The following is a 16,868-nucleotide window of genomic DNA, read 5'->3' as shown; positions in this document are numbered from 1 at the left end:
ATGCCTCGCGCACTTGAGCTGGCTGCATCGCAGCCCTGGCTGATGCTGCCCGACGCCCTGGATAACCTGCTGACCATCTCCGACCGCATGGGCGATCCGGTGGCGCTGGCGACCAAGCGCGGCGAGCGGCTGGAGGATACCCGGCGCGTCACCATGCGCGGCAATGTGGCGGTGATTCCGGTCACCGGCCCCATTTTCCGATACGCCAACTTGTTTACCGAGATCAGCGGTGCCACCAGCACCCAAGTCTTGGCCACCGATATACAACGTGCCCTGGACGATCCCAAGGTCAAGTCCATCGTGCTCAACATCGACAGCCCTGGTGGCGTGGCGTCGGGCATCAACGAACTGGCCGAGATGATTTACGAAGGTCGGTCGCGCAAAAAGATCGTCGCCTACATCGGCGGTATCGGTGCCAGTGCGGCCTACTGGATCGCGTCTGCGGCGGGCGAGATCGTCATCGACGAAGCCAGTCTGGCTGGCAGCATCGGTGTCGTTGTCGAGGCCGTGGTCGAGAACGAGAAGGCCAGCGGTCGTACCCGTTATCAGATTGTCAGTCGCAACGCTCCCAACAAGCGCCCGGACCTCGGTACCGAGGAGGGGCGCGCCAAAGTCGGTGAAACCATCGACGCCATGGCGGTTGTTTTTGAAACCAAGGTTGCCCGCAACCTCGGCGTCGATGCCAGCAAAGTCCCCGAGATGGGTGACCACGGCGGGCTGCGCGTGGGTGCGGATGCCGTCCAGCACGGCCTGGCCCATCGCATGGGCTCGCTCGAATCCCTCATCACTGAACTGGCCAAACCGGCCATCAACTCCCCAAGGATCCACACCATGACCACCGTCAAGACCACGGCTGAACTGCGTACCGCCCTTGCTGCTGGCACCGACCCCAACACCATCGAGATCGCCCAGGCCGAACAGGTCGACACTGCTGCGATCCGCACCGAGGCGGCCGCGGCCGAACGTGAGCGTATCAAGGGCATCAATGCGCTGGCCGCCCAGGGTTTCGAGAAGGAAATCGCCGCTGCCATCGACGATGGCAGCTCGGTTGAGGCAACTGCCTTGTCACTGCTCAAGGCTTCGCAAGATCGCGGTATCTCCCTCGCTGGCATCAAGAGTGATGCCCAAGGCGTGACCGGTACCACCCCACCCGCAGGCGGCAAAGAAGGTGAGCGTAAGGCCGTCGTCAGCGCAATCGTTGCAGGCGCCTCGCGCCGCTAAAAGGAGGCCTCCATGGCAAACCCCGAACGTAATTCCTACCTTCCTCGCCAACTGTCGGCGGGCGACTTCCCCATCGTGATGGAGTCCGGCGTCATCGCTGCGGGCCAGAAGCTGTCCCGTGGCGCTGTCCTGGGTCAGGTCGCGGCCAGCAAGGAATACCAGCTGTGCAAGGCCGCCGCTGAGGACGGCTCGCAGGCCCCCTGCGCAATCCTCGACCAGGACGTCGACACCACCGAGGGCGCCAAGAGCGTGCCAGTTCGCCTCACCGGCCAGGTGCTCGGTGATCAACTCACCCTTGGCGATGGGCTGACTCTCGCCGCCGCGAAGGCCGCGCTGCGCCCCCTCTGCATCTTCATTCGTTAACGGAGCCCCTATGGATATCTTTGACACCCTGACCATGATGGAAGCTATCGAGCAGATGCCGACGCCGCGTCGCTTCCTGATGGATACCTTCTTCAACGCTGCCAATCCTGAGACCTTCGGGACTGAGTCGGTGACCATCGACATCGTGAAGGGGCAGCGCAAAATGGCGCCGTTCGTTCACCCGACCCTGCCCGGCAGCGTCTCGCAGCGTGGCGGCATCAGTTCGTCGACTTACAAGCCGCCTTATATCCAGCCGAAGCGCGTCACCCGTGCCGAGCTGATCCTGAAACGGGGTGCTGGCGAGAGCCCGTTCTCGACGCGTACCCCTCTGGAGCGAGCGGGCGAGCGGCTCGGCCGGGACCTGGTCGAACTCGACAACGAGATCACCCGCCGGGAAGAGTGGATGTGCGCCCAGGCGCTGACCACTGGTCGCGTCCGCGTTATTGGTGAGGGTGTGGACGACACCATCGACTTCCTCATGGAAGACACGCACAAGGTGACCTTGGCGACTGGGCGCTGGAACACCGCTGACTCCGACCCGATTGCTAACCTGCGCCAGTGGCGTCGCCTGATCGCCAAGGACTCGGGCCGTTCGGCCAACGTCGCGGTGTTGAGTGCTGAGGCTCAGGACTCCTTCCACAACAACGATGCAGTGCTCAAGCAACTGAACAACCGTCGCGTTGACCTCGGCTTGATCAAGCCGGAACTGCTGCCGGACGGGGTGACCTACCTGGGTTACCTCAACGATCCTGGCATTGATCTCTACGCCTATGACGAGTGGTACCTGAACGACGAGGGCGACGAGCAGCCCTTGGTACCAGCCGGTGGCTTGATCCTGGGCTCGACCGGGGCGGCCAATGCCATGCTGTATGCGGCGATTCAAGACATGGAGGCCATCGAGAGTGGTCTGGTCGAAGCGGCTCGTTTCCCCAAAAGCTGGGTGACCAAAGAGCCAAGCCAGCGCTGGCTGAAGCTTCAGGCCGCCCCTCTGGCTGGCCTGCTGGAACCCAACGCCTTCCTCTTCGCCAAGGTGGTGTGACATGGCAGCGAAAATTGAATGGGTGGTTGTGGACGGTTGCATCCAGGACGGCGGCAAGGTTTTCAAATCGGGGGATGTGTACGTTCCGCCGAGCAAGGCTGTTCAGGAGGCGCTGGAGGCGGAAGGCAAGATCGTGGCACGCGGCAAGCTTCCGAGCGCCGGTGCCCGTAATCGCCCACAGCCAACGCCAGGCCCGGGCGGTGTGCCTACGCCGACCCCGGACGAAGGCGATGATGACGATGATGACGACGACAGCGGTGACTGACCGTGGCCTTCCGTGAGCAGTCGGCCTTCATGGATGGAGCGCTGCTGGAAGTCCTGGGCGACGAGGCCCAGATCGAGGGCATTGACCATCCGGTGCCGGGTTTCTTCTCGGCACCTTGGTTGGCCCCACGCTTCGGTGGTGTTCAGACCGACTTACGTGAGCCGATCTTCTCGGTTCGAATTGCCCATGCGAACGGCATCAAGGAAGGCGCAAAGCTGGTAATTGGCCTGACGCCGGAGGACGGCGGTGGCCAGTACGTCATTGCTGGCCGAAAGCCTGATGGCACTGGCTGGATCAACTTTACCCTGCGGGAGGTGCGTGAATGTCCGTCGGGAGTTACCACAAACAGTCGGCCTCTAGTGGGCTGATCTCGTTACGAGCGGATCCGCAAGACGTTGTAGGTTTTCAATCGTTCGTCCAGTTGGTGCCCAAGGCGGTCCAGGCGGCTCAGAAGCGGGCTATCAACAGGACATTGCGCTGGCTGGCTACGCGGGTTGCCCGTGAGGTTGGTCTTGCAGAACGCATTGCCATTTCGGCAGTGCGGAAGCGCTTGAAGGCCTATCCTATGTCCAGCAATGGTCAGGGGCGTCTCTGGTTCGGCATCAACCCTATCGAAGCCAGCCGGGCCGGCCGCCCGCGTCAATCTCGCTCGGGCGTATCTGTCGCAGGGCGCCGATACCAGGGCGCGTTTTATAAGCGGGTCTATGGCGGCAGCCCGGATATCTGGATCCGCACGGCCAGCAAGCATTTCGATGCGAACGACTATCCCGATACCCAGGCTTCTGGTGGGGGAGGACTCAGTTCTGGCTGGATTTCGGAGAACGACAGCCGCTTTCCATTGGCAAAGGCCAAGATATCGCTCGATGACGCCCGGCCTCACTTCGAGGCCTGGACCAACCAAGCCCATGATCGACTGTTGCTTGAGATGGAGCGTGAGTTGAACTTTGAACTACAGAAATACCTGCGGAGGACGGGCAATGGATGATTCGATTCCGCTCGGTCAGGTATATGCCGCAATCGAGGCACATATAAAGGAAGCGATTCCGAGCTTGGCCTATGTCGGCACGATGCCGGAGAAGATCGAGCATATTCGTGTACCCGGAGCAGTAATTGAGCTCACTGGCTTCGAGGCGGCAGACAAGGACCCCGGCACGGGTGAGGTCGCTGTCGAGACTCGCTTCGAGACGCGGATCATCATTGGTCGGGAGCAGGCGGAGTGTTTGGCGGTTGCCGCTCACTGTGCGGCCCAGCTGACCGTCCTATTACGCATGCAGCACTGGGGCTTGCCAGTCGAATTCGCAGAGTTCATCCGTGCCGAGCGTGATTGGACCCACCCTCAACTGGATTCTTGCGTGGTCTGGGTGGTCGAGTGGAGCCAGGTCATTTACCTCGGAAAGGAGGAATGGCCTTGGCCGAACCAGCCGCCCGGTAGTTTGGTGATCGGGTTCAGTCCGAACACCGGGCCAGGCAGCGAGGACGCTTATCAACCACCGGAGGCCATGGGATGAGTTATGCCGGAACACAACATGACCGCATGATCGCCGGCCTGGTCATTCCCTGTTACGTCGTTGCGGTGGATCTTGCCGCCGCGAAGGTCCGTGTATCAGATGGAGGTGATTGGACCAGCGCCTGGTGTCGTTGGCATAGCCAGGCGGCGGGCAAGACCCGGCACTGGCGCGCCCCGAGCCTGGGGGAGCAAGGCGTCCTGATCAGCCCTAGTGGCAACCCGGCACAGGGCACGTTCATTCCTGGTCTGTACGGTAACGCTGGTAACCAGCCAGACAACCGGGACCATGTGGAAGTCTGGCGCTTCCCTGATGGCGGCTCTTTGGTCTATGACTGGCAGGCCAGCAGTTACACCATCAAGGTGCCCTCCGGCACCGTGACCGTTGAGGTAGGTGGCACCAAGGTGGTTGCTACTGATGATGCCATCGCCGCTCAGTCAACCAACATTACGCTTACTGGCAACGTCCGTATCGTTGGTCCGCTGCAGGTGACCGGCGACATCAATGGCGGTGGCCGGATCATCGATACGGCCGGCAACACGGCCAACCATAAACACTGAACCAAGCCCGCCATCGCGGGCTTTTTTATGCCTGGAGCACACAGCATGGCCAAGCCAGAACAAGGCGCCCCCGAGGCGGGGCAGGCGGTCGAGTCGGTACCGGCAAAACCGATCACGTTCTATGACAAGCAGTACACCTCGCGCACGTTGATCCTGCCGGATCGCCGGCAAGTGAGCGTGGAGCGTCGGCTGGTGACGGTCGAGGCTGATGATACGGTCGCCGTTGCCTTCTTCCGTAAGCGCAGCGACTTCGAGCAGCTGCAGGAGTAACTCCCCATGATCGGAATGGATCGCCGCACGGGGCAGCCGCTGGCCGGCCAGGAACATCTGCGGCAGTCCATCGAGGACATCCTGACCACGCCCTTGGGCAGTCGCCGCATGCGGCCGGAGTACGGCAGCAACCTGCGCCGCTACGTCGACCTGCCCGTCAATGAGGGGTGGAAAAGCGCGGTGCAGGCCGAGGTGGCCCGTGCCTTAGGGCGCTGGGAGCCTCGCTTGAAACTGGAGCGCGTCCTGGTGGTGGCGGTGGTCGATGGGCAAATCAGCCTGAAGGTCACCGGCCATTACCTCGGTGACAGCACGGTGCTGGAGGTGAGCGCGTGACAACGGATCTATCCCAACTGCCAGCGCCGCAGGTGCTGGAGGACTTGGACTACGAGTCGGTGTACCAGGCCGATCTTGAAACGTTCCGCGACTTCATGGGTGACAACTGGGATGCGGTGTTGGAGAGCGACCCGGTGACCAAGCTGCTCGAGGTCGGCGCCTACCGCAAGGTGCTGAACCGCGCCCGGATCAACGACGCGGCCAAGGCGCTGCTGCTGGCCTATGCCTCGGGCAGCGACCTCGATCAGCTGGCTGCCAACGTGTCGCTGCAGCGCCTGGTCATCCAGGCCGAAGATCTGCAGGCGGTGCCGCCAGTGCCGGCGGTGCTGGAGGCTGACGACGCCCTGCGCGAGCGGGTGCAGTTGGTCTACGAGGGGCTGACCACGGCCGGCCCCCGTAACAGCTACATCCTGCACGCCCGCAACGCCTCGGGCCTGGTCGCGGACGCCACGGCGGAAAGCCCGGCCCCGGCCGAGGTGGTGGTGACGGTGTTGGGCTTGGACGGTAACGGCGCGGCGCCGCCCGAGCTGCTGGAGACAGTGCGGCAGTACCTCAATGATGACGACGTGCGCCCTGTGGCGGATCGCGTCACGGTGCAGTCGGCGGAGATCCTTCCGTACCGCATCGACGCGGTGGTGTACATGGCCGGTACCGGGCCAGAGAACGAGGCGTTACTGGCCGAGTGCGAGCGTCGCCTGGTGGCCTGGGTCAACCCGCGTCGTCGTCTCGGATTGGAGGTGTCCCGCTCGGGCGTCGACGCTCAGTTGCACATCAATGGTGTCAGTCGCGTGGAGCTGGTCGGCTGGTCGGACATTCGCCCGACTAAGGCCCAGGCGGCCTGGTGCGAGGGCTTTACTGTGACGCGGGGTGGCTAACATGACAGGCCTTCTGCCGCTCAACAGTACGCCCCTGGAGCGCGCCCTCGACGCTGCCGCCGCCGAGGATCTGCGGTCGACCTTGCGCACGCTCTATAACCCGGACACCTGTCCACCGCACCTGCTGTACCAGCTCGCCTGGGCCTGGTCGGTCGACCGCTGGGACGACGCATGGCCCGAGGCTACCAAGCGCCAGGTCATTCGCTCGGCGTTCTTCGTGCACGCCCACAAGGGCACCATAGGCGCCTTGCGGCGTGTGGTCGAGCCGTTTGGTTACCTGATCGAGGTTACGGAGTGGTGGCAGACCGACCCGCCCGGTGTGCCTGGCACCTTCGCGCTCAAAGTGGGCGTCTCGGACTCGGGAATCAGCGAGGAAACCTATCAGGAACTGTCGTGGCTGATTGATGACGCCAGGCCGGTGAGCCGGCATATGACCGGGCTCGCCATCAGCCTGGAAACCATCGGCCGGGCGTACCTAGCGCCGTCGGTCTACGACGGCGACGAAATCGACGTGTACCCGCCACAGGCCGCTGAGCTGGAGATTTCCGGCGAGATTGGCCGTGGTGGCCGTGAACACATCATTGACTATCTGGACGTTTACCATGGTTGACCAGAACTCCCAGTTTTACGCGATCCTGACCAACATCGGGGCAGCGAAACAGGCCAACGCGGATGCCTTGGGCATTCCGTGGAAAATCACCCACATGGCCGTGGGTGACGGCAACCCAGCGGGGCTCGAAAGCCCGCCGCTGCCGATGCCGAGCGCGAGCGCTACGGCCCTGCTTAACGAGTGGCGGCGGGCGCCGCTCAATCAGCTGAAAGTCGATGAGGCGAACAGCGCCATTATCGTGGCTGAGCAGGTCATCCCGGCCGATGTCGGCGGTCGCTGGATTCGCGAGCTCGCCCTGTTCGACGCCGACGGCGACATGGTGGCCGTGGCCAACTGCGCGCCGACCTACAAGCCCCTGCTCAATCAGGGCTCGGGGCGCACCCAGGTGGTGCGCATGAATCTGATTGTCAGCAGCTCCAGCAACGTGGAGCTCAAGATTGACCCGAGCGTGGTCCTAGCCACTCGCGAATGGGTGACCAACGAGCTGCTCAAGCAGGACTTCAAGCATTCCGTAGTGGTGGCCACCACGGCGGCTATTGTCTTGAGCGGCCTGCAGACAGTCGACGGTGTTGCGCTGACGGCAGGGGCTCGGGTGCTGGTCAAAGATCAGGCTGCCGCCAAGGACAATGGCCTGTATCAGGTGGTGGCAGGTGGCCCCTGGACGCGCTGTGCTGACGCCGATATCAGCGGTGAGATGACGCCGGGATTGCTGGTTCCGGTGGAGCGCGGTACGGCCAACGGTGACAGTGTTTGGCAATTGGTCACTGATGCGCCTATCACCCTCGGAGTAACGGCCCTGACCTTTGAAATGGCCATCGGGCGCACGGGCGTTGCCGAAAACACCTACCGGAGTGTGACCGTAGACAAATACGGTCGTGTTATCGCTGCGACCAACCCCACCACTGTGGCTGGCTACGGTCTAACCGATGTCTACACCAAGACGCAGATCGATCAGGCTTTGGGACTCAAGGCGCCGCTCGATAGTCCGATCTTTACTGGCGATGCCAAGGCGCCGACGCCGCCCGTTGGAGATAACGATACGTCGATCGCCACGACTGCGCATGTCAAAGGCGTACTAGCGCTGTATGGCATCGGACAGGCGCTTGAACCGACCGAAACGGACCTGAACAAGTACACGACGCCGGGCAACTTCATCACGCCCCAGGGTGGAATGACGAACCTGCCGCAAGGCTGGTCGCCAAACACCCGTTACAGTCTGGTAGTGGATGGCTACGGCGCGTCTCGCTATCTGGTCCAGACTCTCACCACGGGGCTGCCGCAGGGGGTATCGATTGCTCAGGCGCAGCGCACCATGTCGGCCGCTGGGGTGTGGTCACCCTGGCATTCGGTGTGGAATAGCAACAACACCCCGCGCCAAACAGACCCGCTGGATCTGACGGCTGCGGCTTTGCTCAATCCTGGGTCGTTTGGGGTTGGCTCAGCCATCGTGACCACGGAAGTGGACATGAATAACTTTCAGATCCCTGGAAACTATCTGACTGCCGCCAGCGGGTTGTTGAACATGCCGCCAGGCTGGAACGCTTCGCAGCGGCATAGCATGGTGGTCGACGGGCTGGGCCCCTCTGGCCATTTGGTGCAAACCCTCACAGCCGGTCTGGCTGGGGGAGAGCCAAAACAGGCCATTCGCACCTTCACGTCAGGAAAAACTTGGACGGATTGGGAGGAAGTCGCGACGGGGCGGCATCTGCCTATCAGGGGGCGTGTCATGTATCGGAACGCTGGTGTTTACCAGTGGACTGTCCCGCCGGGGGTGACGAAGGTTGACGTAGAGGTACGTGGAGGCGGCGGCAGCGGCGGGTTTGGCTCCCAAGATACCGGGTCTGGTGGTGGCGGTGGTGGCGGCATCAGTAAGCGCCTGTGCACGGTTACGCCGGGCGCTGTCATCACGGTGACTGTGGGCGCAGGTGGTGCAGCAGTGTCGACTGTGGGCGCCACAGGCAACGCGGGAGGTGCCTCGTCATTTGGTTCTTTCTGTTCCGCCACAGGCGGGTCAGGAGGTAGCTCTGGTAGCGGGGCGGGTGGTGGCTATGGAGCAGGCGGCGACTTCAATGCCTCGTTGGGCAGTGGCAATCCTGCTTTGCGCAACGCCCCTGGCACTTATGCCTTGGGTGGTTCTGGAGGTGGAGGCGAAAGTATTTTCGCCACGAACAACTCCACAGCCCCATCTCAACCCGGCATGGGCGGTGGCGGGCGGACAAGTACCCAATCCCAGCCCGGCGCAGACGGTTGCGTGATCATCACCTATTGAGGACAACGTATGTGGGCATTGATTGTCGATGGCGTCGTTGTTGAGACGACGGATATTGACCCGGTGGGGCGATTCCATTCCGATTTGACCTGGCTGCCATGCGGGGAAGCGGTCCAGTCTGGCTGGCTGTGTCAGGGCGACGAATTCTCGGAAAAAGTCGTCACCCTGGAAGAGCGTATGGCCGCCGAACGGCAGTGGCGTGACAGCGAGCTGGAGGCGCGGCAATGGCTGCGTGATCGGCATCGCGATGAGCAGGACCTGGGGCGGCCTACCACGCTCAGTGATGAGCAGTTCATCGAATTCCTAACCTACCTGCAGGCACTGCGCGATTGGCCGGTCGCGGGCAGCTTCCCCGATCCGCAACAGCGGCCCGCGCCGCCCGATTGGATCGATCAGTACACCCAATGACGCCCCGCACTGACGGGGCGTTTTCTTTTCTGCTGTACCCATCCTGGCCTCGCTTCGCGGGGCCTTCTCGTTTCTGGAGTCTCTATGAGCGGATTTTTCCACGGCGTTACCGTAACGAACGTCGATGTCGGCGCCCGCGTGATCGCGCTGCCGTCGTCCTCGATCATTGGCCTGGTCGATACCTTCATCCCTGGCCCTGACGTCACGGCCAAGGCCAACGAACTGGTCGTGATCACCAACGAACGCGAGGCGGTTGCGGCGTTCGGAGCGAACGCGGCGATCACCAAGGCGTGCCGGGCCATCTATACCCGTGCCAAGGCCGTTATCGTGGCGTGCGGCGTGGCCCAGGTCGCGGACGCGGCCGAGCTGACTTCGGCCATCATCGGTGGGGTGCTGGCAGACGGTAAGCGCACCGGCCTGCAGGCACTGCTCGACGGCAAGAGCCGTTTCAACGCGCAGCCCCGGTTGCTGGTTGCGCCCAAGCACAGCGCGACCCAGGCCGTCGGTACTGCGCTCGTCGCCCTGGCTGACAAGCTGCGCGGCATCGCCATCATCGACGGGCCGAACACCACCGACGAAGCGGCCATTGCTTACGCGGGTGAGTTCGGTGCCAAGCGCGCTTTCCTGGTCGATCCCGGTGTGCAGTTCTGGGATACCGATGCCGATGCGACAGTCGACGCGCCCAGCTCGGCCTGGGTGGCCGGCCTGTTCGCCTGGACCGACAGCGAGTACGGTTTCTGGGCCTCGCCGTCGAACAAGGAGTTTGTCGGCATCACCGGCACCACGCGCTCTGTGGAGTTCCTCGACGGCGATGACACCTGCCGGGCCAACCTGCTGAACAACGCCAATGTCGCCACGATCATCCGCGACGACGGCTACCGCCTGTGGGGCAACCGTACCTTGTCGAGCGATCCCAAGTGGGCGTTTGTCACCCGTGTACGGACCATGGACATTGTCATGGACGCGATCCTCTACGGGCACAAGTGGGCGGTCGACCGCTCGATCACCGCGACCTATGTCGAGGACGTGACCGAGGGCCTGCAGGCCTTCATGCGCGACCTGAAGAATCAGGGCGCGATCATCAACTTCGAGGTCTACGCAGACCCGGTGTTGAACACCGCCAGCCAGCTCGAGCAGGGCAAGGTGTACTGGAACATTCGTTTCACCGACGTTCCGCCTGCCGAAAACCCCAACTTCCGCGTCGAGATCACCAACCAGTGGCTTACCGAAGTCCTCTCGTCCGCCGCTTAAGGAGCGCAACCGATGGCAATGATTCCTCAAACCCTGGCCAACCTGAACCTGTTTGTCGATGGCGTCAGCTTCCAGGGCGAGTGCACCAGTCTGACCCTGCCCAAGCTCACCCTGAAGATGGAGGAGCATCGGGCCGGTGGCATGGACATCCCGGTCGAAATGGACCAGGGCATGGAGAAGCAGGAGGCGGCATTCACTACCACGGGTGTGCGTCGAGAGTCACTCAAGTTCTTCGGCCTGGCCGATGGGACGGCGTTCAACGGCACGTTCCGGGGCGCCTTCAAGGGCCTCAAGGGCAAGATCACTCCGGTGGTCGTCACCCTGCGTGGCTCGCTCAAGGAAGTCGACATGGGCGACTGGAAGTCGGGCGACAAGGCCGAGTTCAAGCACAGCGTTGCTGTGACCTATTACAAGCTCGAGGTGGAAGGGCGCGTGATCTACGAGATTGACCCGCTCGGCATGAAGCGCGTTATCGACGGCGTAGACCAGCTCGCTTCGCAACGCCAGGCCCTCGGCCTGTAATCCCTCTTCAAACAAAGGTACTGGCACATGAGCAAGAAAATCCCCGCCTGGATGACTCTGCAGGCTGATCGCGTGATCGTCAAACTTACCAAGGCGAGTGAGATGAATGGGGTGGAAGTCGACACGTTAACCCTCCGTGCCCCGACCGTGCGCGATGTTCGCAACGCTCAGAGCACAGCCAGCAGCGACGAAGACCAGCGCGAGCTGAACCTGTTTGCCAGCCTGTGCGAGGTCGGCGTCAAGGATCTCGAGGGTCTGGTCCTGAAGGACTACAACCGCCTGCAGGCCGGCTATTTTCGCCTGGTGCAGGACGACGAGCTTTGATCCCTGGCTCCAAAAACAGCTGGCCAAGCGGCTAGCTCGGGATCTCGGCTTTTCGGCGAAGGAAATCATGACCATGGCCTGGGAGGACATGGTCTGGTGGCTCACAGATTGAGCCAACTGAGGGATAGCGCATGGCAAAAAGTAAGCTTTCGATAGCGCTGGAGCTCGGTGGGGCCGTTTCCTCCTCGTTGGGGGCAGCGTTCAAAACCGTTGATGGTCACATCTCCAAGCTCGAAGCAAAAGGCAACAAGGCCAAAGTGCTCAAGGGCATGATTGGCGACACGCAGCGTCTGCAGGCCGAATGGAAGAAGGCGCACGATACCGGTGCTGCCGGCGCTGACAAGCTGCAGCGTAAGCTCGACAGTAACCTCGACTCCCTGCGAAAGCAGGGGGTGGAGGTGGGGCGGCTTTCGCGGGAGTATCAGCGTCTGAGCCATGAGGCAAAGGGTGCAGATCTGCAGTTGAAGGGCCACCAGCAGATCCAGCAGGGCAGGGCCGGACTCAAAACGAGCCTTGGCCAGGCCGCTGTCGGTGTCGGCCTGACGGCCGTGCCGACCACCATCAGTGCCAATTACCAAGCGATCATCCGCGACATCGCGATCAAGGCGGACGTGGTCAACAAAGCCGAAGAGGCTCAGTTGACGCGAACGGTGATCGACACCTCGGCGGATACGGGAATGTCGCGTAACGATGTGGCCGACCTGGTCAACCAATTGGTCGGCGCCGGCATGGAGCTGGACAAGGCCTTGGCCTACGCACCGACGGCTGCGAAGTTCGCCATTGGTCAAGGCTCCTCGGGTGTCGATACCGCATCGATGATCATGGCGCTGCAGCAGAACGCGAAGATCACGGATCCGAAGGTGATGCAGCAGGCGCTTGAGGCCATTGCGTACCAGGGCCAGGCGGGCTCTTTCGAGGCCTCGGACATGGCCAAGTGGTTCCCGCAGTTGTTGGCCAGCATGGAGAAGAATGGCAGTACCGGCATGGACGCAGTCACCTCGCTCGGCTCAATGCTGCAGGTGCAGATGAAAACTGCAGGCAGTTCCGATGATGCGGCGAATAACCTGAAAAACTGGATCGAGAAGATCGGCTCCGGTGACGTGGTCAAGGCCTACAAGGATGCAGGAATCGATTATCAGGCCTCGTTGAACACCGGCCTGCAGAAGGGTATGTCAACGCTGGAAGCCTCCATGGCTCTGGCCATGCAGTACGTCGAGGCCACCGATCCGGCGAAGGCTAAGAAGATCAAGGAAGCTCAGGCATCAATCAGCAAGGAAGCGGACCCCGAGAAGGCCAAGGCCGCCCTGGAGGCGTTGGAAAAGACGCTGCGAACCGGCGACCTGTTCGCCGACATGCAGGTCAAGGCCGCGCTGACCGCTTACTCGCAGAATCGGGAACTCTATACCCAGCTCAAGAACGACTCGCAGAAGGCGACCGGGATCTTGGACAAGAACCTGGCCGAGCGGCGTGAGACATCGCAGCAGCGATGGAGCGAGATGTCACAGGCGTTCAACGACAGCATGCGCAGTCTGGGTGACGCCATTCGTCCCGTGACTGATGGGGTGGCCCAAGGCTTGACCTCCCTTTTTAGAGGGCTGACTCGGCTGTCCGATGGATCGCAGGCCGTGGTGCTGGGCATTGCCGGTGTGACGGCCGGCTTCATGGCGCTGCGGACCGTGGTTAACGCGGTGAAGATCGGCCGTGGTGTATTCAACGTTGCCCGAGGATTGCGGATGGCGCGCGGTCAGGGCGGTGGTGGGGCGGTCGAGTTGCCCAAGACCGGCAACAAAGCGGTTGACGCTGGCCTGGGTGTGCTCGGCAAAGTGTTGGGCGGTCCAGCCAGCAATGACTCGGGCCGCACGGATGAGCCGCAGCGGGTCTTTGTCGTCAACGCCAATGCGTTCGGCGTGGCCGGCGGTGGAGCATCCGGCTCGGCACCTGTCGAGTCATCTCGGCGCCGACGTAACCGGCGTCGGCGTGATCGTCCGGCCGGGGCGCCGCTCACCCGTACGCCGGTCGCGACGCCTCCCATTGCTCCTGCAGCAAGCCGCTTGGGCAATCTTGGTAAGGCTGTGCACGGTCTTCGTGGTGCCACCCGGCTGGCCAAGCGCCTCCCTGGTGGCAACCTAATCGATTCCGGCCTTGGTGTGATCGACACCGCAATGAACGCCACGACCAGGGAGGAAAAGGCGGAAGGCTATGGAGGCGCTGCGGGTGGCCTGGCCGGCGCCCTGGCGGGTGGCGCAGCTGGCGCAGCGATTGGCTCGGTAGTACCGGTAATCGGCACAGTCATCGGCGGCGCGATTGGTGCTGCCATCGGCGGGATGGGGGGCGAGTCCTTGGGTGGCTTCCTGGGTAAAAAGTTGTTCGCCGATGAGCCTTCGAAGGTCCCAGCGAAACCCAAGGAACCACCCACCCTAGCCAGACCGACCAAGCCGGTAGACCAGATGACCGATGAAGAGATCGAGCAGGCTTATTCCAAGCTGCCAGCTTTCGCACAGCGGGATCTGTTCCAGGGCGTGGGTGGCTTCGCTGGCACCGGTGCTGGTCTCGGTGAGGACTTCGCCCCTGGTCTAACCCTCGATCCGCCTCCCGGTAAAGCGCGGCCAACTCCTGCGGTGGGCGACGTGGTACGCGACATGACCAAGGCTTCGCCCCCGGCGCCGAGTGTGCCGGAGATTGCCAAGGCGGCCGCGCCCAAGGTGGAGCCGCCGAAGGTAGATCAGTCGTTCGCGTTCTCGCCGAGTATGGCGATCAACGTGCAAGGGGATGTGAAGGATCCGGCACAACTGGTCCGTGAGATGGAAGGGCCGCTGCGAGCGATGTTCGACACCTTCAGTCGGGAGCAGGCGGCTCGTCAGTCTTCCACCCAGCTGTTCGATCCTGCTCACGTTTAAGGAGGTGGTATGGGCTACATGGAATCAATGGGGTCGGCGCTCAAGTCGGTTGTTGCAGCCGGCGAGGCGGGCCGGACGAGCCTTGACGGCATGCTTGGCCCCCTCAATGGTGCGGTCAGCGACATGACCGGTGCGGCATCAGAGCTGGAAGATCTGCCGATCATTGGCCCGGCCGTGGGTGCCAAGCTGCAGCGGACCATGCGGGCGATCAACGCCGCGCAGGCCAGAGTGGGGCAGGTGGCCTCGATGTACAGTCGGGCCGTCTCGGCGGCCAGTCAGGTGCAGGAGCGCATCGGTGCGCTCAAAGAACAGGCTGCCAGGGCTGGAGCCGCCATCAACCGGATCGCGGGCAAGGTCAGCCCGTCGCTGGCCAACATCCTCCCCACTGGGGCATTGGGCGGCGAACTGACTCCCGCGGCTGAGGCGGTGAAGCCGTTCCCGCACCTGCTGATCCTGCAGCCGCTGGACCCCAAGGCGAAGCCGTATTACTTCAACCTTGATACGGCCGCGTTTGATGAACTGCGCCGGCAAACCAGCTTCCGCTGGGCCTCGCAGGAACGCCTGACGCGAAGCCCTGCGCAGCAGGCAACAGGGCAGGGCGACGACAAGATCTCGCTCAAGGGGGCGATTTACCCCCTCTTCAAGGGCGGCCTGGGTCAGCTGCAGACGCTGCGCAGTATCGGTCGGCAGCTTCAGCCGTTGAGCCTGATCACCGGCTACGGCGAAGTGCTCGGCACCTGGTGCCTGACCAGCATCGATGAGGAGCAAGCCAGCTTGCTGGCCGGTGGGATTCCTCGGAAACAAGGCTTCAGTCTGGAGTTTGTGAGCTATGGCGACGACCTGCAGAACGTCTGATGGGGATCTGCTCGACACTCTCTGTCAGCGCTATTACGGCCATTTGACCGGCACCGTGGAGATGGTGCTGCGGGCCAATCCAGGGCTGGCGGATGAGCCTCAGCCCTACCGTGCGGGGCTGTTGATCCACTTCCCGGATCTGCCGCCCACGACAGTCGAGACGATCATGCTGTGGGATTGACCCCGCATTGTGCCCCGAGCCCCGCCGTGTGCGGGGCTCATCATTTCTGGAGGATGCATGAAACCCAGCTTTCGTATCGTGGCTGATAGCCGGGACATCACGGCGCTGATCAATGACCGCCTGCTGTTGCTGCGCACTTCCGACAAGCCCGGCATGGAGTCGGATGAGTTCGAGCTGCGCATCGATGATCGCGATCAGGCGGTGTCGTTGCCGGTGCGCGGTGCCAAGATCGAGGTGTACCTGGGCTATGACCAGAACCTGGCTCGCCTGGGTAGCTATACCGTCGATGAGGTCGAGGTGACCGGCCCGCCCGACACCATCACCATTCGCGGCAAAGCTAGCGATATGCGAGGCAGCGGCAAGACCACGCGCAGCGGTAGTTGGGAAGGCGTGCCACTGGCGCAGATCGTGCGTGACGTGGCCGCCCGTAACGGCTGGACGCCGGTCTGTTCGGTGCAGACCAAGGTCGCCCGCATCGATCAGAACAACGAATCCGATTTCAACTTCATCACGCGCCTGGCTCGGCAGTACGACTGCACGGCGAAGGTGGCCGACGGCAAGCTGCTGGTCATGCCGCGTCAGGCTGGCCAGAGCGCGAGCGGCAAGGCCCTGGCCGTGATCACGATCACCCGGGCGGATGTCAGCCGGTACTCGTTCAAGTTCGGTGATCGCAGCTCGCAGAAGGCGGTCAAGACCAAGCATCAGGACAAGAAGTCGGGTGCGCTGGCTGTGATCGAGCTGAGCAACGATGAAGCGCCTGCAGGCTTGCCGGCTGTCCACACCGACCGCCACATCTACCCCGACAAGGGCGCCGCCGAACAGGCCGCCAAGGCGCGTCTGGCAGCGTTCAACCGCAGCACTGCAGGGGTGCGCCTGGAGATGGTCGGGCGTACCGACCTGTTTGCCGAGCGCCGCATCAACGCTCAGGGGTTCAAGGCCGGCCTGGACGGTGAGTACCTGGTCGACAGCGTGGAACAGGTGTTCACGCAGGCCGGGTGGACCACCACGGTCGAGTGCAATGGCGGCAAACAGGGCAAGGCCAAGGCCGCTGGCAAGAAGAAAAAGGAGAAGAAGCCCCTCAAGGTGGTGGAAGTCCAACCTCGATAACGCCGGCAGTCGC

Annotated in this window: 21 protein-coding genes and 1 pseudogene; all 22 read left to right on the top strand. The window is 62.7% G+C overall.

Translation table 11 applies throughout. The annotated features are described in order from the left end of the window. Positions 1-1,221, top strand: coding sequence for a S49 family peptidase (locus AB1N67_RS16540; RefSeq protein ID WP_367863255.1), 1,221 nt, complete (start codon positions 1-3; stop codon positions 1,219-1,221). A gap of 12 nt (positions 1,222-1,233) precedes the next feature. Further along, positions 1,234-1,584, top strand: a complete 351-nt coding sequence (locus AB1N67_RS16535) for a head decoration protein (RefSeq protein ID WP_256815663.1) — start codon at positions 1,234-1,236, stop codon at positions 1,582-1,584. Between the two features lie 10 nt (positions 1,585-1,594). Continuing rightward, positions 1,595-2,623: a major capsid protein gene (locus AB1N67_RS16530; RefSeq protein ID WP_367863254.1), complete on the top strand. Its 1,029-nt coding sequence runs from the start codon at positions 1,595-1,597 to the stop codon at positions 2,621-2,623. A gap of 1 nt (position 2,624) precedes the next feature. Beyond that, positions 2,625-2,888, top strand: coding sequence for a hypothetical protein (locus AB1N67_RS16525; RefSeq protein ID WP_367863253.1), 264 nt, complete (start codon positions 2,625-2,627; stop codon positions 2,886-2,888). Positions 2,889-2,890: 2 nt separating this feature from the next. Further along, positions 2,891-3,256 carry a hypothetical protein gene (locus tag AB1N67_RS16520; RefSeq protein WP_367863252.1) on the top strand — a complete coding sequence of 122 codons (366 nt, stop codon included), beginning with the start codon at positions 2,891-2,893 and terminating at the stop codon, positions 3,254-3,256. Then, positions 3,211-3,873 carry a hypothetical protein gene (locus tag AB1N67_RS16515; RefSeq protein WP_367863251.1) on the top strand — a complete coding sequence of 221 codons (663 nt, stop codon included), beginning with the start codon at positions 3,211-3,213 and terminating at the stop codon, positions 3,871-3,873. Before AB1N67_RS16520 ends, AB1N67_RS16515 begins: the two co-directional genes overlap by 46 nt. Beyond that, positions 3,866-4,396 (top strand): hypothetical protein, encoded by a 531-nt coding sequence (locus AB1N67_RS16510; RefSeq protein WP_367863250.1) that lies wholly within the window; start codon positions 3,866-3,868, stop codon positions 4,394-4,396. The genes AB1N67_RS16515 and AB1N67_RS16510 overlap by 8 nt, the downstream gene beginning before the upstream one ends. Next, positions 4,393-4,953 carry a phage baseplate assembly protein V gene (locus AB1N67_RS16505; RefSeq protein ID WP_367863249.1) on the top strand — a complete coding sequence of 187 codons (561 nt, stop codon included), beginning with the start codon at positions 4,393-4,395 and terminating at the stop codon, positions 4,951-4,953. Before AB1N67_RS16510 ends, AB1N67_RS16505 begins: the two co-directional genes overlap by 4 nt. Before the next feature lie 45 nt (positions 4,954-4,998). Further along, positions 4,999-5,223: a hypothetical protein gene (locus AB1N67_RS16500; RefSeq protein WP_102082811.1), complete on the top strand. Its 225-nt coding sequence runs from the start codon at positions 4,999-5,001 to the stop codon at positions 5,221-5,223. Positions 5,224-5,229: 6 nt separating this feature from the next. Further along, complete coding sequence (locus AB1N67_RS16495; RefSeq protein ID WP_367863248.1) at positions 5,230-5,556, top strand: GPW/gp25 family protein; 327 nt, start codon at positions 5,230-5,232, stop codon at positions 5,554-5,556. After that, positions 5,553-6,431 carry a baseplate J/gp47 family protein gene (locus tag AB1N67_RS16490; protein WP_367863247.1) on the top strand — a complete coding sequence of 293 codons (879 nt, stop codon included), beginning with the start codon at positions 5,553-5,555 and terminating at the stop codon, positions 6,429-6,431. The genes AB1N67_RS16495 and AB1N67_RS16490 overlap by 4 nt, the downstream gene beginning before the upstream one ends. 1 nt (position 6,432) lies before the next feature. Beyond that, positions 6,433-7,041 carry a phage tail protein I gene (locus tag AB1N67_RS16485; RefSeq protein ID WP_367863246.1) on the top strand — a complete coding sequence of 203 codons (609 nt, stop codon included), beginning with the start codon at positions 6,433-6,435 and terminating at the stop codon, positions 7,039-7,041. Further along, a pseudogene (locus tag AB1N67_RS16480) lies at positions 7,034-7,849 on the top strand (phage tail protein); the annotation flags it as partial. The gene AB1N67_RS16485 and the pseudogene AB1N67_RS16480, both read left to right, overlap by 8 nt. Further along, the gene (locus AB1N67_RS16475; RefSeq protein WP_367863871.1) at positions 7,850-9,310 is read left to right on the top strand and encodes a glycine-rich domain-containing protein; all 1,461 of its coding nucleotides are present in this window, start codon (positions 7,850-7,852) and stop codon (positions 9,308-9,310) included. It abuts the pseudogene before it with no gap. A gap of 9 nt (positions 9,311-9,319) precedes the next feature. Next, entirely contained in the window at positions 9,320-9,718 is a 399-nt protein-coding gene (locus tag AB1N67_RS16470; protein WP_367863245.1) for a hypothetical protein, read from the top strand. 84 nt (positions 9,719-9,802) lie between these two features. After that, the gene (locus tag AB1N67_RS16465; RefSeq protein WP_367863244.1) at positions 9,803-10,969 is read left to right on the top strand and encodes a phage tail sheath subtilisin-like domain-containing protein; all 1,167 of its coding nucleotides are present in this window, start codon (positions 9,803-9,805) and stop codon (positions 10,967-10,969) included. Positions 10,970-10,981: 12 nt separating this feature from the next. Then, positions 10,982-11,491, top strand: coding sequence for a phage major tail tube protein (locus AB1N67_RS16460; RefSeq protein ID WP_367863243.1), 510 nt, complete (start codon positions 10,982-10,984; stop codon positions 11,489-11,491). Positions 11,492-11,518: 27 nt separating this feature from the next. Then, a complete protein-coding gene (locus AB1N67_RS16455; RefSeq protein ID WP_334280246.1) occupies positions 11,519-11,815 on the top strand; it encodes a phage tail assembly protein in 297 nt (98 codons plus the stop codon). Between the two features lie 131 nt (positions 11,816-11,946). Further along, entirely contained in the window at positions 11,947-14,712 is a 2,766-nt protein-coding gene (locus AB1N67_RS16450) for a phage tail tape measure protein (protein ID WP_367863242.1), read from the top strand. A gap of 9 nt (positions 14,713-14,721) precedes the next feature. Continuing rightward, positions 14,722-15,567 (top strand): phage tail protein, encoded by an 846-nt coding sequence (locus AB1N67_RS16445; RefSeq protein ID WP_367863241.1) that lies wholly within the window; start codon positions 14,722-14,724, stop codon positions 15,565-15,567. After that, entirely contained in the window at positions 15,542-15,748 is a 207-nt protein-coding gene (locus AB1N67_RS16440; RefSeq protein ID WP_367863240.1) for a tail protein X, read from the top strand. Before AB1N67_RS16445 ends, AB1N67_RS16440 begins: the two co-directional genes overlap by 26 nt. Before the next feature lie 57 nt (positions 15,749-15,805). Next, entirely contained in the window at positions 15,806-16,855 is a 1,050-nt protein-coding gene (locus AB1N67_RS16435) for a phage late control D family protein (RefSeq protein ID WP_367863239.1), read from the top strand. Positions 16,856-16,868: the final 13 nt, after the last annotated feature.

Origin of the sequence: Pseudomonas guariconensis (assembly GCF_040822035.1) — a bacterium.
GTDB lineage: Bacteria > Pseudomonadota > Gammaproteobacteria > Pseudomonadales > Pseudomonadaceae > Aquipseudomonas > Aquipseudomonas guariconensis.
The sequence above is the reverse complement of the archived record's forward strand: the minus strand, read 5'-3'. Positions and strand labels throughout refer to the sequence as shown.

What these genes read in the sequence shown, in the direction of transcription:
- AB1N67_RS16540 (WP_367863255.1), top strand. Translation starts at nt 1, where the DNA reads ATGCCTCGCGCACTTGAGCTGGCTGCATCGCAGCCCTGGCTGATGCTG.
- AB1N67_RS16535 (WP_256815663.1), top strand. Translation starts at nt 1,234, where the DNA reads ATGGCAAACCCCGAACGTAATTCCTACCTTCCTCGCCAACTGTCGGCG.
- AB1N67_RS16530 (WP_367863254.1), top strand. Translation starts at nt 1,595, where the DNA reads ATGGATATCTTTGACACCCTGACCATGATGGAAGCTATCGAGCAGATG.
- AB1N67_RS16525 (WP_367863253.1), top strand. Translation starts at nt 2,625, where the DNA reads ATGGCAGCGAAAATTGAATGGGTGGTTGTGGACGGTTGCATCCAGGAC.
- AB1N67_RS16515 (WP_367863251.1), top strand. Translation starts at nt 3,211, where the DNA reads ATGTCCGTCGGGAGTTACCACAAACAGTCGGCCTCTAGTGGGCTGATC.
- AB1N67_RS16510 (WP_367863250.1), top strand. Translation starts at nt 3,866, where the DNA reads ATGGATGATTCGATTCCGCTCGGTCAGGTATATGCCGCAATCGAGGCA.
- AB1N67_RS16505 (WP_367863249.1), top strand. Translation starts at nt 4,393, where the DNA reads ATGAGTTATGCCGGAACACAACATGACCGCATGATCGCCGGCCTGGTC.
- AB1N67_RS16500 (WP_102082811.1), top strand. Translation starts at nt 4,999, where the DNA reads ATGGCCAAGCCAGAACAAGGCGCCCCCGAGGCGGGGCAGGCGGTCGAG.
- AB1N67_RS16495 (WP_367863248.1), top strand. Translation starts at nt 5,230, where the DNA reads ATGATCGGAATGGATCGCCGCACGGGGCAGCCGCTGGCCGGCCAGGAA.
- AB1N67_RS16485 (WP_367863246.1), top strand. Translation starts at nt 6,433, where the DNA reads ATGACAGGCCTTCTGCCGCTCAACAGTACGCCCCTGGAGCGCGCCCTC.
- AB1N67_RS16475 (WP_367863871.1), top strand. Translation starts at nt 7,850, where the DNA reads ATGGCCATCGGGCGCACGGGCGTTGCCGAAAACACCTACCGGAGTGTG.
- AB1N67_RS16470 (WP_367863245.1), top strand. Translation starts at nt 9,320, where the DNA reads ATGTGGGCATTGATTGTCGATGGCGTCGTTGTTGAGACGACGGATATT.
- AB1N67_RS16465 (WP_367863244.1), top strand. Translation starts at nt 9,803, where the DNA reads ATGAGCGGATTTTTCCACGGCGTTACCGTAACGAACGTCGATGTCGGC.
- AB1N67_RS16460 (WP_367863243.1), top strand. Translation starts at nt 10,982, where the DNA reads ATGGCAATGATTCCTCAAACCCTGGCCAACCTGAACCTGTTTGTCGAT.
- AB1N67_RS16455 (WP_334280246.1), top strand. Translation starts at nt 11,519, where the DNA reads ATGAGCAAGAAAATCCCCGCCTGGATGACTCTGCAGGCTGATCGCGTG.
- AB1N67_RS16450 (WP_367863242.1), top strand. Translation starts at nt 11,947, where the DNA reads ATGGCAAAAAGTAAGCTTTCGATAGCGCTGGAGCTCGGTGGGGCCGTT.
- AB1N67_RS16445 (WP_367863241.1), top strand. Translation starts at nt 14,722, where the DNA reads ATGGGCTACATGGAATCAATGGGGTCGGCGCTCAAGTCGGTTGTTGCA.
- AB1N67_RS16440 (WP_367863240.1), top strand. Translation starts at nt 15,542, where the DNA reads ATGGCGACGACCTGCAGAACGTCTGATGGGGATCTGCTCGACACTCTC.
- AB1N67_RS16435 (WP_367863239.1), top strand. Translation starts at nt 15,806, where the DNA reads ATGAAACCCAGCTTTCGTATCGTGGCTGATAGCCGGGACATCACGGCG.